Below are 13,023 nucleotides of genomic sequence, written 5' to 3' on the forward strand. Positions count from 1 at the left end.
ATCAGCGTTCCAGCCTGGCCTTCAGATAGGCCACCATCGGCACCAGCGATGCCAGCAGCGCGATCAGGAAGCCGTATTCGCCTTCACGGTAGCCCTTGCGGGAGACGTAGCATTTGAAAAACCGCGACACGATGCGCCGCAGGTTGTTGGCGAAGCTGCCGATATTGCCGCTGTCACGCAGATCGGCGGCGCGGGCGCTGGTGTAGCGGTCAAACCGCCGCAGCATGTCGCTGATATCGGTGTCAACGTAATGGTCAATCGGGGTGGTCAGGCGGCGTTCCGGCCCCTTTTTGGTCAGCGACGGGTGAATACGCTGGTCGCCCCAGCGCTTGCAGCCCCGGGCCGACAGGCGCGGCGCGGCAGACACCCCCCACGAGGCCCCCCAGCCATAGCGGACCAGCCGGTCCCCGATGTAATTGTCAAACGGGATCAGGAAGATCCCCGGCTGGGCCCCCGGCAGGGTGCGGCGGATTTCGTCAAACAGGGCGGCGGGCACCCGTTCATCGGCATCCACTTCCAGCACCCAGTCCCCGGAACAGGCATCCAGCCCGGCATTGCGGCGCGGGCCTTCCAGCTCCCACGATCCTTCAACGATGCGGTCTGTATAGCGGCGGGCGATCTCCGCCGAGCCATCGGTGCATTTATCCAGCACCACGACGATTTCGTCCGCCAGCGTCAGCCGGTCGAGGCAGGCGACGAGGTTGGCTTCCTCGTTATGCGCCACCACCAGAGCCGATAGACGCGGCACTGCCGCCGGAAGGGTTTCAGTCATCGGAAAATCTGCACCAGAATGAAGGGAATCCGCACCGGAACAGGCTGTAGCAGAAGCGGCGGGCCGCCGCCAGCCTGTTCCAACAATCTGGTCCGTCAATCCGGAACGGTCAGCCGACGGGACCACCCATCAGGACGGCAAGAGCCCCAAACCCCGCTCAGGCTGCCGGTCCGGGCCGGAATTGTGTTGACACTATCGTTCCCCTTCACTATCAGCAATACCTGTTTCCAAGACCTTATAATGGCGGTGGGTTTCCCCGAATGACCAACGGATCAACGCCATTCGAGACGGTTCCCCCGACCCCACCAGCACCGCCACAGGCGGATTTTGCTGCCGCACAGGCGGCGTGGCAGCGGGTATCCGTCGTCACCGTCACCCACCATTCCGCTGGCGTGATCAGTGCCTGCCTTGCTTCGGTGGCGCAGGCGGCACGGGTGTTTGTGGTGGACAATGCCAGCGATGACGGCACCCCGGATCTGGTCCGCCGCCTGCTGCCCGCCGCCACGGTGATCGGGAACACCATCGGGCGGGGCTTCGGCAACGGCTGCAATCAGGGGCTGGAGCGGGTGGAGACGGAATTCGCCCTGCTGCTGGGGCCGGATTCCACCATTGACGGAGCATCCCTCGCCGGGCTGGTCGAAGCTGCCGACCGCTGGCCCGACGCCGGGATGGTGGCCCCGGAAATCATTGCCCCCGATGGCCATACCGAGCCCAGCCACAACACCTGCCTGCTCGACCGCATCACCGTTGACAAGGGGGTGGAACGCCACCCGCTGCCGGAAGGGCCGATCTGTGCCGATCACCTGTCCGGCGCGGTGCTGCTGGTGCGGATGACCGCCCTGCGGCAGGTCGGCTTCTTCGACCGCAACATCTTCCTGTATTACGAGGATGACGACCTGAGCATCCGCATGCGCCGGGGCGGCCATGCGCTGATTCTGGTGCCCGGCACCCGGGCCACCCACATCGGCGGCGGATCCAGCCGCCCGAGCGTCCATCACCGCTGGGAGAAGTTCTGGCACATGGCATGGTCGCGCCTGTATATTGAGGACAAATACGCCGGACGGCAGGCGGCGCGGCGCACCGCCCTGCGCCTGCTGCCGAAACTGGCCCTGAAAACCCTCGGCTACGGCCTGACCCTGAACAAGTGGAAAGCTATCCGCGATGCCGCCCGCCTGTGCGGCACGCTGGGCTGGCTGGCCGGGGCGCGCGCCATGCCTGTTATCGAGCGAGAGTCATGAAGGCAGTCATTCTGGCCGGGGGTCTGGGCACCCGCATTTCCGAGGAAAGCAGCACCCGGCCCAAGCCGATGATCGAGATCGGCGGCAAGCCGATCCTGTGGCACATCATGAACCTGTACGCCCGCCACGGCATCAGCGACTTCATCATCTGCGCCGGATACCGGGCGTATATGATCAAGGAATACTTCGTCAATCTGGTGCTGCACCATTCTGACGTGACGGTGGACATGCGCACCAACACCGTCACCTACCTTAACGGCTCCGCCCCCAACTGGACCGTCACCGTCATCGACACCGGGCAGACCACCATGACCGGCGGCCGCCTGAAGCGGATCCGCCCGCACCTGACGCCCGATGAGCCGTTCTGTATGACCTACGGCGACGGGGTCTCGGATGTCGATATCGCCGCCTCCATCGCCTTCCACCGTCAGCACGGCCTGAAGGCGACCATGACCACGGTGCGCCCGCCTGCCCGCTTCGGCGCGGTGATGATGGACGGGGACCGCATCACCACTTTCATGGAAAAGCAGCACGCCGACGGCGGCTTCATCAACGGCGGCTTCTTCGTGCTGGACCCGTCGGTGCTGGATCTGGTCGATGGCGATGCCACGGTGTGGGAATCCGAGCCGCTGGAGGCGCTGGCCCGCAGCGGTCAGCTCGCCGCCTACCGCCACACCGGCTTCTGGCAGCCGATGGACACCCTGCGGGAAAAGACCCTGCTGGAAGATCTGTGGTCGTCCGGTAAAGCCCCGTGGAAGGTGTGGTCCTGACCATGACCCATCCCTCCCCCCTGCCCCTCCCGTCCCAGTCCATGGCATCCATGCAGCGGTTCTGGCATGGCCGCCGCGTGTTCGTCACCGGGCAGACCGGCTTCAAAGGGGCCTGGCTGTGCCTGTGGCTGGAACGGCTGGGGGCACACGTCACCGCCTATGCCCTGCCCCCGGCCACCGATCCGTCGCTGTATGGTCTGGCCGGGCCGTGGGCGGCACAGACCCATGTGCAGGGCGATCTGGCCGATGCCCGCGCCCTGACGGAGGCGATGCACCGCGCCGATCCGCAGGTGGTGCTGCATCTGGCGGCGCAGGCGCTGGTGCGGCCCGGCTACCGTGATCCGCTCGGCACCTTCGCCAGCAACGTCATGGGCACCGCCAACGTGCTGGAGGCCGCCCGGACGCTGGCGCACCGCCCGCAGGCCACCCTTCAGGCCGTGGTGTCGGTGACCAGCGACAAGGTCTATGACAACCCCGAACACGGCCTGCCGTTCCATGAAGGCGACAGCCTCGGCGGCAAGGATCCCTATTCCGCCTCCAAGGCCTGCGCCGAGCTGGTGACCCGCTGCTGGCGGGACTCCTTCTTCGCCGGCACCGGCACCGCCGTCGCCACCGCCCGCGCCGGGAACGTCATCGGCGGCGGCGACTGGGCCGAGGCCCGGCTGATCCCCGATCTGATCCGGGCGCTGGACAGCGGCACCCCGCTGGTGATCCGCTACCCGCAGTCGGTGCGGCCATGGCAGCATGTGCTGGAACCGCTGGCCGGATACCTGCGGCTGGCGCAGGCGCTGGTGGAAAGCCCGGACAGCGCGCCGGAGGCGGTCAACTTCGGCCCGCCCGCCGATGCCTTCCTGACCGTTGCCGACCTGCTGGACGCCTTTGCCGCCCACTTCCCGGAAGGCCGGAGCTGGGTGCCCGACAGCGGCCCGCTGCCGCCGGAAGCCGGGCACCTGACCCTTGACCACAGCCTTGCCACCCGCACCCTCGGCTGGCAGCCGCGCCTGACCACGGCGCAGACCGTGGACTGGACCGCCGGATGGTACAGCGGCTGGCGCGCCGGGCAGGACGCCCGCGCCCTGACCCTTTCACAGATCGAACAGTATCAGGACCTTCTCCCGTGACCGACACCCCTTCCTGCCGGTTCTGCGGCGCACCGCTGACTCAGACCTTCGTCGATCTCGGGAAGACCCCGCTTGCGAACTCCTATGTGGCGGCGGACAAGGCCGGAACCCCGGATCCGGTGTTTCCGCTGCATGCCCGCGTCTGCGGGTCGTGCCGTCTGGTGCAGGTCGATGACGTGGCAACCCCGGAAGACATCTTCCGCCACTACGCCTATTTCTCCAGCTACGCCTCGTCATGGGTGGAGCACGCCCGCCGCTTTACTGTGGCGATGACGGAGCGCTTCGGCCTGACCACCGCCTCGCAGGTGGTGGAAGTGGCTTCCAACGACGGCTACCTGCTCCAGCACTTCGTGAAGCAGGGCATTCCGGCGCTGGGGATCGAACCGGCGCTGAACGTCGCCGAGGCCGCCCGCGCCATCGGCGTGCCGACGGACTCGGTGTTCTTCGGCACCGCCACCGCGCGGGATCTGGTCGGGCGCGGACTGGCCGCCGATCTGGTGGTGGCCAACAACGTGCTGGCCCATGTGCCGGACATCAACGACTTCGTCGCCGGGTTCGCCATCCTGATCAAGCCGGAGGGGGTGATTTCGGTGGAATTCCCGCACCTGCTGCGCCTGATGGAAGACGTACAGTTCGACACCATTTACCACGAACACTTCTGTTACCTGTCGCTTTATGCGGTGGAAAAGGTGTTCGCCGCCCATGGACTGCGGGTGTTTGACGTGCAGGAGCTGCCGACCCATGGCGGATCGCTGCGCATCCTCGCCTGCCGCGCCGCGGCCGCCCACAGCGAGGGTCCGGGCCTTCAGAAGGTCCGTGCCGACGAACAGGCCGCCGGGCTGGACACCGATGCCGCCTATACCGGCTTCGGCCCGAAGGTGGAAGCGGTGCGCGATGCCCTGCTGGCCTTCCTGCACGACTGCAAGGCGCAGGGCCGCAGCGTTGCCGCCTATGGTGCCGCCGCCAAGGGCAACACCCTGCTGAACTACTGCGGCGTCACCGCCGACCTGATTTCCTTCGTGGTGGACCGCAACCCGCACAAGCAGGGCCACCTGCTGCCGGGCAGCCGCATCCCGGTGGTCGGGCCGGAGGTGCTGGCCGAACGCAAACCCGATTTCGTGCTGATCCTGCCGTGGAACCTGACGGCGGAAATCGTCGCCCAATACCCCGAGGTTCCGGGCTGGGGCGGGCGTTTCGCCGTACCGGTCCCGACCCTGAAGGTGCTGTAACCATGCGGCTGGATCCGACCCGGCTCGACGGCCTGATGGTGGTGGAACCCACCCCCCATGCCGATGACCGGGGCCTGTTCGCCCGCACCTTTGATGCCGATGTCTTCGCCGCCGCCGGGCTGCCGGTGCAGTGGCCGCAGTGTAACACCTCGTGGAATCCCCGGCGCGGCACCCTGCGCGGCCTGCACTTTCAGGCCGAACCGAAACCGGAACCCAAACTGGTGCGCTGCACCCGGGGCCGGATTTTTGACGTGGCGGTGGACCTGCGCCCCGGCTCCGCCACCCGCTGCCAGTGGTTCGGGCTGGAGCTGTCCGCCGACAACCGCCGCGCCCTCTACATTCCACCCGGTTTCGCCCATGGCTTCCTGACGCTGGAGGACGCCACCGAGGTGTTCTATCAGATGGGGGAACGTTACGACGGCAGTCTGGCCAGCGGGGTGCGTTGGAACGACCCCGCCTTCGGCATCCACTGGCCGCAGGCCCCGGTGCTGCTGTCCGGGCGCGACGCCACCTATCCCGATTTTCCGGCATAAAGGCGGCCCATGACCCGGATCCTCGTCACCGGCGGCACCGGCTTCATCGGCCGCCATGCCCTGCCGCCGCTGATCGCCGCCGGGCATGAGGTGCATGTGATCGGGCGGACTGCCCCCGCCACGGCAGAGGCGCACGCGGGTCCGGGCCGGATCATCCACCACCGCGCCGACCTGCTGGGGCCGGATCTGCCCGCCGTGGTCCACAGCATCGCCGCCGAAGCCTGCCTGCATCTGGCGTGGGATGTCAGCCCCGGCTTCTGGACCACTCCGGCCAATCTGGACTGGACCGCCGCCACCCTGACCCTGCTGCGGGCCTTCCATCAGGCCGGGGGCCGCCGCTTCGTCAGCGCCGGAACCTGCGCCGAATACGACTGGACCACTCCGGCGGACGCCCTGCGGGAAGACAGCGCCCGCGCCCCCTCCACCCTCTACGGTGCCGCCAAGGATGCCACCCGCCGCCTGATCGAAGCCTATGCCGGGGCCTGTGGCCTGTCGTCGGCCTGGGGGGTGCTGTTCTTCTCGTTCGGGGCGGGGGAACGCCCGGAACGGCTGGTCCCCTCCCTGACCGACGCCCTGCTGGCCGGGCGCGAGGCCCCGGCCACCGCCGGAACCCAGATCCGTGATCTGCTCGACAGCCGCGATCAGGGGGCCGCCTTCGCCGCCCTGCTGACCAGCGGCGTCGAAGGGGCGGTCAATATCGGCAGCGGTCAGCCGGTGGCCCTGCATGCGGTGATGACCCTGATCGGCACCCTGACCGGCCGCCCCGACCTGCTGCGCATCGGTGCTTTGCCGATGCGCCCCGGCGAGCCGCCCCGGCTGGTCGCCGACATCACCCGCCTGCACCACGAGGTCGGCTTCACCCCCGCCCATACCCTGCAACAGGGCCTGACGGACCTGATCGCCGGGCGGCGGGGCTGACGCGCCCGTCGTGAGAGGAACCGCACCGGGCGCTGCCACCCCTGAAACCATCTCCGGGCGCTGCCCGGACCCGCCAAGGGCCTTAGGCCCTTGGATCCCTTGATTATACCGGGCTTCGCCCGGTTGGGGCCTTAGGCCCTTGGATCCCTTGATTATACCGGGCTTCGCCCGGTTGGGGCCTTAGGCCCTTGGATCCCTTGATTATACCGGGCTTCGCCCGTTCTACAAAAATACCGGGCTTCGCCCGGTTGGACTCTTCGGCTCTCCGATCCCGATTATCCTGATCATTCCCAAAAAGAGGTCAAGGAGCCGATGGCTCCTTGCGGGGCGCGGGGCAAAGCCCCGGCGTTCCACGACATCCAAGCCTCCGGCCTGCCTTCGCCTCGGCCTTCGGCCTGTCTTTTACCCACGGCCTTCGGCCTGCCTTTACCCTCGGCCTTCGGCCTGCCTTTACCCTCGGCCTTCGGCCTGCCTTTACCCTCGGCCTTCGGCCTCCAGGGCCACGCAATCCGCCCACAGCCGCCGGGCGGCGGCTTCGGCGGCATCGACGGAAAGGCTATCCATCAGCGTGCCCCAGGTGCGGTGGTCAAAACCGGGCGGGAAGATTTCGGCGAAGGGGACCTCGGTCCGCACCACGGCGGCGCGCAGGCCCCACGGGGCGTAATGCACCTCGTTGGTGGGGCCGAACAGGCCAAGGGTCGGGATTCCGGCGGTGGCGGCCAGATGCATCAGCGAGCTGTCGTTGCCGACATACAGCGCACAGCGCTTCAGGCAGGCATAGGCGGTCAGCAGGTCAACGCCGCCGACCAGATCGATCCGCAGCGGGGCGGGCACCGCATCAATCAGCGCCTGTGCCTGCTCCCGCTCCCCCGGGCCACCGAACAGGGCGACGCGGGCCCCGGGCAGGATGCCGCCGACTCCGGTCAGGCGCTGCATCAGGTCGGCGAAGCGTTCCGGCCGCCAGGTCTTGGCCTTCCAGTTGGAGGTCGGCCCCAGCGCCAGCACCGGCACGCCATCGGGGATCAGCTCCGCCGCCTTCGCCCGGTGGACCTCGGTCAGCCACAGGTGCGGCGCGGGCGGGGCATCCTGACGCCCCAGCAGCGCGCCAAGGTGAGTCACCCGGTGCATCGGCTCCTTCGGGTAAGGCAGCACCAGACGGCGGCGCACCAGCGGCAGCGTCCACACCAGCGCCGAGCGCCGCAGGTCCACCACCGTATCCCAGCGGGTCAAAGCCACCTGCTTCCACAGGTCCAGCCAGTGAGCACCACGTTTGCGCTTGGTCATCACAATGATGCGGTCCAGCCCCGGCACCGCTTCAAACAGCGGCGCGGCCACCGGGCCACAGGCAACGGTCACCCGCACCTCTTCCGTCCCGTTGTTGCCCATCTCGGCGATCAGGGCCTCCAGCAGACCGCTGGAGAGCACCCCGTCGCCGATGCGGGTGGCGGTGACGAACAGCAGCCGTTTCATTCCCCGGCCCCCAACGGGTTTTCAGCCCGATCGTCCGGCTCCATCAGGCTTTCCGGCTGCCGGTCAAACCCCAGCATCAGTTCCATCTGTCCGGCGACCTGATCCCAGGTCCGCTTGCGGCTGAGGTCTCCCGCCGCCTCCGACAGGCTGGCATGGACCCCGTCATCGGACAGGATCTGTGCCGTCACATTGGCGAAAGCATCGGCATCGGGCACCACATAGCCGGTCTGGCCGTTGGACAGCCGTTCCTCCACCGCGCCACGCGACAGGGCGACGGCAGGCACTCCGCAGGACTGGCTTTCCAGCAGGGTCCAGTTGATCAGGTCTTCCATCGGCGGCACGTACAGATGCACACGGGCGTTGCGGTATTCCTCCGCCATCGCCCGGTCGCCCTGCGGTTCGCAGATCTCGACCCCCTTCACCTGCGCCAGCCGGGCCTGCGCATACAGGCCATGCAGGGCCTCGGGGATCGCCTCCCCCCGCTGGGCGCGGGCCAGCAGCGCCGAAAACACCTTCAGGCGGGCATGGGGGATCTGCGGATGGATCATCTCGGTCCACACCGCGATCAGCCATTCCAGTTCCGGGCCGGGGTGAACGGTGGTCAGCGCCACCGGGGCAGGAGCATTTTCCCGCTCCACCGCCGCCAGATAGGGCATCCGCACCCCCGGCGGAATCACCAGATTGGGCCGTTGCCCGCCATAGGCGGCGCGCTGCGCCTCGCTGGAAAACAGGATGACGGCGTTGTGGCGGACCAGCAGGCTGTCCGCCGCCTCGGTATGCAGATACGACGGGTGGGCGGTGGCCCACAGCAGACGCCGCCCGGCGTTGACGGTTTCATCCAGCAGGCCGGGGCGACGGAAGGCCACCAGCACATCGGCGCTGGCCACCTTCGGCCCGGACAGCGGCTGCCATTTCACACCGGCCACCGGCACCGCATCCGGGGTGCGGTTATAGACAATCACATCATGCCCGCGCGCCGCCAGCGCGCCCGGCAATGCGGCCAATGCTTTCTCTGCCCCGCCCAACGGCCGGTTGTCCGGCGTCGATCCATCGAAGGGAAGGGAATCATCGAAAAACACGATACGCATGCGGTACGGCTCCGCGCTGGTTTGGCCCTGCTCCGGCAGGGGCGGACGGTGCCCTTCTTATAGGGTGCCGCCCGGCAAATGGCTAGTCCCCCGGGCGGAACAGACAGTGATAAACCGGTGACCGCAAGGGCCGAAAATCCGGCCTTTTCAAGGCAAAATCAGGCCCGGAATGAGGGATGCCCTTGCTTTCGCTGCGGAATGCCCCCAGATACTGTAAGATAACCTACCGGCAGCATCGGGTTTTGCCCCCTGGCCTGCCGCCCCTGTATTTCATCCCTGCATTTTGCCAATGAGGTTTTCCATGCCTGCCACCTTCGCGGCCCGCCTGCCCCACCGGGGCGTCCTGCTCCTGACCGGAGACGACCGCGTGACCTTCCTCAACGGACTGGTCAGCAACGACGTCAGCCCGACGGCGGACGGTGCGGCGGTCTGGACGGCCTTCCTGACGCCGCAGGGCAAGGTGATCGCCGATCTGTTCGTGGTGCCCGGCCATACGGCGGACGGCACTGCCTGCCTGTTTCTGGAAACCGACGCCGACCGTCTGGATGACCTGCGCAGCCGCCTCGGGCGGTTCCGGCTGCGGGCCAAAGTGGCGCTGACCGTCACCGATCTGGCGGTCGCCGTCACCGACAGCGCCCCGGCGGCACAGACCGGCGTCACCGCCTTCACCGATCCCCGCCACCCGCTGGGCGGCACCCGCCTGATCGGCCCCGCTGATGCCCTGCCCCCGGGCAGCGACACCGAGACCCTGATCTGGCAGCGCCACCGCCTGCGCCTCGGCCTGCCGGAGGGCAGTGCCGATCTGGCCCCGGAACAGGGCTTTGCGCTGGAATACGGCTTCGATGATCTGAAAGGGGTCGATTTCCGCAAGGGCTGCTTCATCGGGCAGGAAACCACCGCCCGCATGAAGTGGAAGCACCTGACCCGCAAGCGCCTGCTGCCGGTGCATCTGGAAGGCCCGTCCCCCGCCGCCGGAACCCCGGTGCTGGACAATGGCGGCATCGAAATCGGCACCCTGCGCTCCACCGTTGAGGACGGACAGGGCGGCACGCTGGCTCTTGCCTTTCTGAAGCTGGCCCCGGTCCGCGCCGGATCGGCCCTGACCGCCGGCACTATCCCGCTGACGGTCACCCTGCCGGAGTGGGTCAAGCTGCCGCCGGAACAGGCCTGAAGCCGTTCGGTTTCTCAAATCTCCCCGGTGGTGACCCGGGGATTTCCACCCCACACGGTAAAAGGCCCGGCGAAACCCTCCGCCGGGCCTTTTTTCAGTCTGCCTGCGCCAGCCTTACAGGCCCGCCGAATCCCCGGCATCCACCGCCGGTTCCTCGCCGACATACATGCCCAGCGCGCGGGCGGTGCGGACCAGCGTGTCATTCGGGTCCAGCGAGCAGGCGCCGATCGTCACCTTCTCCAGCGGCACCGCCACCACGCCCCGGTTCTGCCAGCCGACCATGTGATGGAAGCGGCGTTCCGCCACCAGATCCACCGCATGGGTGCCGAAAGCCGACGCCAGAATGCGGTCGCGGGTTGACGGGGTGCCGCCGCGCTGGACGTGGCCAAGGATGGTCACCCGGGTTTCCGCCCCGGTCAGGTCGGCGATTTTCTGGGTCAGGTAATGGCCGATACCGCCATAGCGCTGTTCGCCACCAACGTGGGAAATCGTGGCATTGGTGCCTTCGGCGGTCTTCACGCCTTCCGCCACCACCACCAGCGCATGGGTGCGCCCGCGGGCCAGAACGGAGCGGATCTTGCCCGCCACCCCATCCAGCGTGTAGGGAATTTCCGGCACCAGCACCACATCGGCCCCGCCGGCAATCCCGGCATTGATGGCGATGTGCCCGGCATCGCGGCCCATCACTTCCAGAATCATCACCCGGTGGTGGCTGGCCGCTGTCGGCTGAAGACGGTCCAGTGCCTCCGTCACCACATTGATCGAGGTGGCGAAGCCGACCGCATATTCGGTGCCGTGCACGTCGTTGTCGATGGTCTTCGGCACCCCGACCATGCCCAGACCGGCCTGCTGGCACAGCCGGGACAGGATCCGCATCGAGCCGTCCCCGCCGACCACCACCAGTGCGTCCAGCCCCAGCATCCGCGCCCCTTCGGCGAAATCGCCCGACAGGTCCTTGAAGCTGCCGTCCGGCATCGGGAAGTTGAACGGGTCGCCCTTGTTGGTGGTGCCGAGGAACGTGCCGCCTTCGCGCAGGGTGTTGCCCAGATTGGCCGGGCTGAGTTCCTGAAAGCGCAGCGGGCGGCTGATCAGCCCCATGCTGCCATCCTGAATGCCGTAAACCTTCCAGCCGTAGCGTTCCACCGCCGCCGTGGTGACCGCGCGGATCACCGCGTTCAGGCCCGCGCAGTCGCCGCCGCTGGTCATCACACCGATGGTCTTGATCTCTCTCATCCGCTGGATCCTTTCGTCACACTGCCATGGAATGGGGGAAACAGGCGGGCCAACGGCCCATAAACCATACCATGCCTAAGCCATACCGCGTCCGGGGCCAATCCTCCAGTGGCATTCCCATGACCGGATTACGGTTTTGCCGGACACTGCCGCAGACAGGTCTGGAAATACTGCCCTATTTTTCCTGAAAATTGGTATAGTTCGGTTCCGGCCGGGAAACCTTTCCCTCCGCCACCCCGTTTTCAGCAGGGTTAACAACAAGCATGATCGACGACGAAACCCAGTCCCGGCTGCTGGCCAGACTGGCGGAATTGAAGACCGAGCACCGCGACCTTGACGACGTCATTGCCCGCCTGACGGAGCAGATGCCGTTTGATCAGCTTCAGGTGTCCCGGCTGAAAAAGCGCAAGCTGATCCTGAAGGATGAGATCATCAAGCTGGAAAGCGCAATGCTGCCCGACATCATCGCCTGACGACCATGCGCCGCATTTCCCCCAAGGCCGCCGCTGCGGCCCCTGCCACCGCAGAGGCCCCGCCGCCGCCGCGCAACCTGATCACCCCGCAGGGGCTGGAACGCCTGCGGGCGGAATACAAAACCCTGTGGACCGTGGAACGCCCGAAGGTGGTGGAGGCGGTTTCGCGCGCTGCCGCCAATGGCGACCGGTCGGAAAACGGCGACTACATCTATGGCAAGAAGCGCCTGCGCGAGATTGACCGCCGCATCCGCTTCCTGACCAAACGGCTGGACTGTGCCGAGGTGGTCGATCCCGCCTTACAGAAAAACCGCCGTCAGGTGTTCTTCGGGGCCACCGTCACCTATGTGAACATCCGGGATGAAGAAGTCACCGTCACCATCGTCGGGCAGGACGAGGCCGACATGACGGCGGGCAGCATCTCGTGGTTGTCACCGGTGGCCAAGGCCCTGATGAAGGCCGGGATCGGCGATACCGTGCCGGTGCGCACCCCGGCCGGGGCCGATACGCTGGAAGTGCTGGAAATCCGCTACCCGGACTGACGGGCTGGCAACAGCCTGACCCGCCCGATCCGGCAGACACAAAAACACCCCGGCGCACAGGGCGTCCGGGGTGTTTTCCTGTCAGCACGGGAACGTCGCCCCGGGGGGCCTCCCAGACCCTCAGGGGCGGCGCGGACACCGGGGCAGGCTTACTGCACGGCGTCCTTCAGGCCCTTACCGGCCTTGAACTTCGGCTGCTTCGACGCCGGGATGGTGATCGGCTCGCCGGTGCGCGGGTTACGGCCTTCGCTGGCGGCACGCTCGGCCACTTCGAAGGTGCCGAAGCCGACCAGACGCACATCATCGCCGCCCTTCAGCGCCTCGGTGATGGCCGACAGGGTGGCGTCCAGCGCCTTACCGGCATCGGTCTTCGACAGGCCGCTCTTGTCAGAAATGGCGGCGATCAGGTCATTCTTGTTCACGGGAAGCTCCCTTGGTCTTCATTGAGGCCGAGATTGAGGAAGG

At 67.2% G+C, this 13,023-nt stretch carries 14 protein-coding genes; 9 read left to right on the plus strand and 5 right to left on the minus strand.

What is annotated here, in order from left to right:
* Position 1: 1 nt before the first annotated feature.
* Entirely contained in the window at positions 2-772 is a 771-nt protein-coding gene (locus FHS48_RS15735) for a glycosyltransferase family 2 protein (RefSeq protein ID WP_184264751.1), read from the minus strand.
* Between the two features lie 260 nt (positions 773-1,032).
* Here FHS48_RS15735 and FHS48_RS15740 point away from each other — a divergent pair, with 260 nt between their 5' ends.
* Genes FHS48_RS15740 through FHS48_RS15765 form a run of 6 tightly spaced genes read left to right on the plus strand, consistent with a single transcriptional unit; the run spans position 1,033 to position 6,581 of the window.
* The gene (locus tag FHS48_RS15740; RefSeq protein ID WP_184264752.1) at positions 1,033-2,010 is read left to right on the plus strand and encodes a glycosyltransferase family 2 protein; all 978 of its coding nucleotides are present in this window, start codon (positions 1,033-1,035) and stop codon (positions 2,008-2,010) included.
* Positions 2,007-2,780: a glucose-1-phosphate cytidylyltransferase gene (gene rfbF, locus FHS48_RS15745; protein ID WP_184264753.1), complete on the plus strand. Its 774-nt coding sequence runs from the start codon at positions 2,007-2,009 to the stop codon at positions 2,778-2,780. Before FHS48_RS15740 ends, rfbF begins: the two co-directional genes overlap by 4 nt.
* Before the next feature lie 2 nt (positions 2,781-2,782).
* Positions 2,783-3,901, plus strand: a complete 1,119-nt coding sequence (gene rfbG / locus FHS48_RS15750) for a CDP-glucose 4,6-dehydratase (protein ID WP_260402521.1) — start codon at positions 2,783-2,785, stop codon at positions 3,899-3,901.
* Positions 3,898-5,130, plus strand: a complete 1,233-nt coding sequence (locus tag FHS48_RS15755; protein ID WP_311769153.1) for a class I SAM-dependent methyltransferase — start codon at positions 3,898-3,900, stop codon at positions 5,128-5,130. Before rfbG ends, FHS48_RS15755 begins: the two co-directional genes overlap by 4 nt.
* A 2-nt stretch (positions 5,131-5,132) precedes the next feature.
* Entirely contained in the window at positions 5,133-5,663 is a 531-nt protein-coding gene (gene rfbC / locus FHS48_RS15760; RefSeq protein WP_184264755.1) for a dTDP-4-dehydrorhamnose 3,5-epimerase, read from the plus strand.
* Positions 5,664-5,672: 9 nt separating this feature from the next.
* Positions 5,673-6,581, plus strand: coding sequence for an NAD-dependent epimerase/dehydratase family protein (locus tag FHS48_RS15765; protein WP_184264756.1), 909 nt, complete (start codon positions 5,673-5,675; stop codon positions 6,579-6,581).
* Between the two features lie 474 nt (positions 6,582-7,055).
* Here the strand turns inward: FHS48_RS15765 and FHS48_RS15770 are convergent, their stop codons facing one another.
* Positions 7,056-8,051 carry a glycosyltransferase family 9 protein gene (locus FHS48_RS15770; RefSeq protein ID WP_184264757.1) on the minus strand — a complete coding sequence of 332 codons (996 nt, stop codon included), beginning with the start codon at positions 8,049-8,051 and terminating at the stop codon, positions 7,056-7,058.
* Positions 8,048-9,139, minus strand: a complete 1,092-nt coding sequence (locus FHS48_RS15775) for a glycosyltransferase (protein WP_184264758.1) — start codon at positions 9,137-9,139, stop codon at positions 8,048-8,050. Before FHS48_RS15775 ends, FHS48_RS15770 begins: the two co-directional genes overlap by 4 nt.
* Before the next feature lie 301 nt (positions 9,140-9,440).
* Here FHS48_RS15775 and ygfZ point away from each other — a divergent pair, with 301 nt between their 5' ends.
* The gene (gene ygfZ / locus FHS48_RS15780) at positions 9,441-10,310 is read left to right on the plus strand and encodes a CAF17-like 4Fe-4S cluster assembly/insertion protein YgfZ (protein WP_260402522.1); all 870 of its coding nucleotides are present in this window, start codon (positions 9,441-9,443) and stop codon (positions 10,308-10,310) included.
* Between the two features lie 114 nt (positions 10,311-10,424).
* Here the strand turns inward: ygfZ and FHS48_RS15785 are convergent, their stop codons facing one another.
* On the minus strand, positions 10,425-11,543 hold the full coding sequence (locus FHS48_RS15785; protein WP_184264762.1) for an ATP-dependent 6-phosphofructokinase: 1,119 nt from the start codon (positions 11,541-11,543) through the stop codon (positions 10,425-10,427).
* A 263-nt stretch (positions 11,544-11,806) separates the two neighbouring features.
* On the opposite strand from FHS48_RS15785, the gene FHS48_RS15790 reads away from it, so the two are divergent.
* The gene (locus FHS48_RS15790) at positions 11,807-12,016 is read left to right on the plus strand and encodes a YdcH family protein (protein ID WP_019644845.1); all 210 of its coding nucleotides are present in this window, start codon (positions 11,807-11,809) and stop codon (positions 12,014-12,016) included.
* A gap of 5 nt (positions 12,017-12,021) precedes the next feature.
* Positions 12,022-12,558 carry a transcription elongation factor GreB gene (gene greB, locus FHS48_RS15795; protein ID WP_184264764.1) on the plus strand — a complete coding sequence of 179 codons (537 nt, stop codon included), beginning with the start codon at positions 12,022-12,024 and terminating at the stop codon, positions 12,556-12,558.
* Between the two features lie 149 nt (positions 12,559-12,707).
* On the opposite strand, the gene FHS48_RS15800 is transcribed toward greB, so the two are convergent.
* On the minus strand, positions 12,708-12,980 hold the full coding sequence (locus FHS48_RS15800) for an HU family DNA-binding protein (RefSeq protein ID WP_184264766.1): 273 nt from the start codon (positions 12,978-12,980) through the stop codon (positions 12,708-12,710).
* Between the last annotated feature and the right edge of the window lie 43 nt (positions 12,981-13,023).

Origin of the sequence: Novispirillum itersonii (assembly GCF_014205675.1) — a bacterium.
GTDB classification, from domain to species: Bacteria; Pseudomonadota; Alphaproteobacteria; order Rhodospirillales; family Rhodospirillaceae; genus Novispirillum; species Novispirillum itersonii_A.

Bases quoted from the DNA above. Each gene is read 5' to 3' on its own strand.
- FHS48_RS15735 (WP_184264751.1), bottom strand. From the start codon at position 772: ATGACTGAAACCCTTCCGGCGGCAGTGCCGCGTCTATCGGCTCTGGTG.
- FHS48_RS15740 (WP_184264752.1), top strand. From the start codon at position 1,033: ATGACCAACGGATCAACGCCATTCGAGACGGTTCCCCCGACCCCACCA.
- rfbF (WP_184264753.1), top strand. From the start codon at position 2,007: ATGAAGGCAGTCATTCTGGCCGGGGGTCTGGGCACCCGCATTTCCGAG.
- rfbG (WP_260402521.1), top strand. From the start codon at position 2,783: ATGACCCATCCCTCCCCCCTGCCCCTCCCGTCCCAGTCCATGGCATCC.
- rfbC (WP_184264755.1), top strand. From the start codon at position 5,133: ATGCGGCTGGATCCGACCCGGCTCGACGGCCTGATGGTGGTGGAACCC.
- FHS48_RS15765 (WP_184264756.1), top strand. From the start codon at position 5,673: ATGACCCGGATCCTCGTCACCGGCGGCACCGGCTTCATCGGCCGCCAT.
- FHS48_RS15770 (WP_184264757.1), bottom strand. From the start codon at position 8,051: ATGAAACGGCTGCTGTTCGTCACCGCCACCCGCATCGGCGACGGGGTG.
- FHS48_RS15775 (WP_184264758.1), bottom strand. From the start codon at position 9,139: ATGCGTATCGTGTTTTTCGATGATTCCCTTCCCTTCGATGGATCGACG.
- ygfZ (WP_260402522.1), top strand. From the start codon at position 9,441: ATGCCTGCCACCTTCGCGGCCCGCCTGCCCCACCGGGGCGTCCTGCTC.
- FHS48_RS15785 (WP_184264762.1), bottom strand. From the start codon at position 11,543: ATGAGAGAGATCAAGACCATCGGTGTGATGACCAGCGGCGGCGACTGC.
- FHS48_RS15790 (WP_019644845.1), top strand. From the start codon at position 11,807: ATGATCGACGACGAAACCCAGTCCCGGCTGCTGGCCAGACTGGCGGAA.
- greB (WP_184264764.1), top strand. From the start codon at position 12,022: ATGCGCCGCATTTCCCCCAAGGCCGCCGCTGCGGCCCCTGCCACCGCA.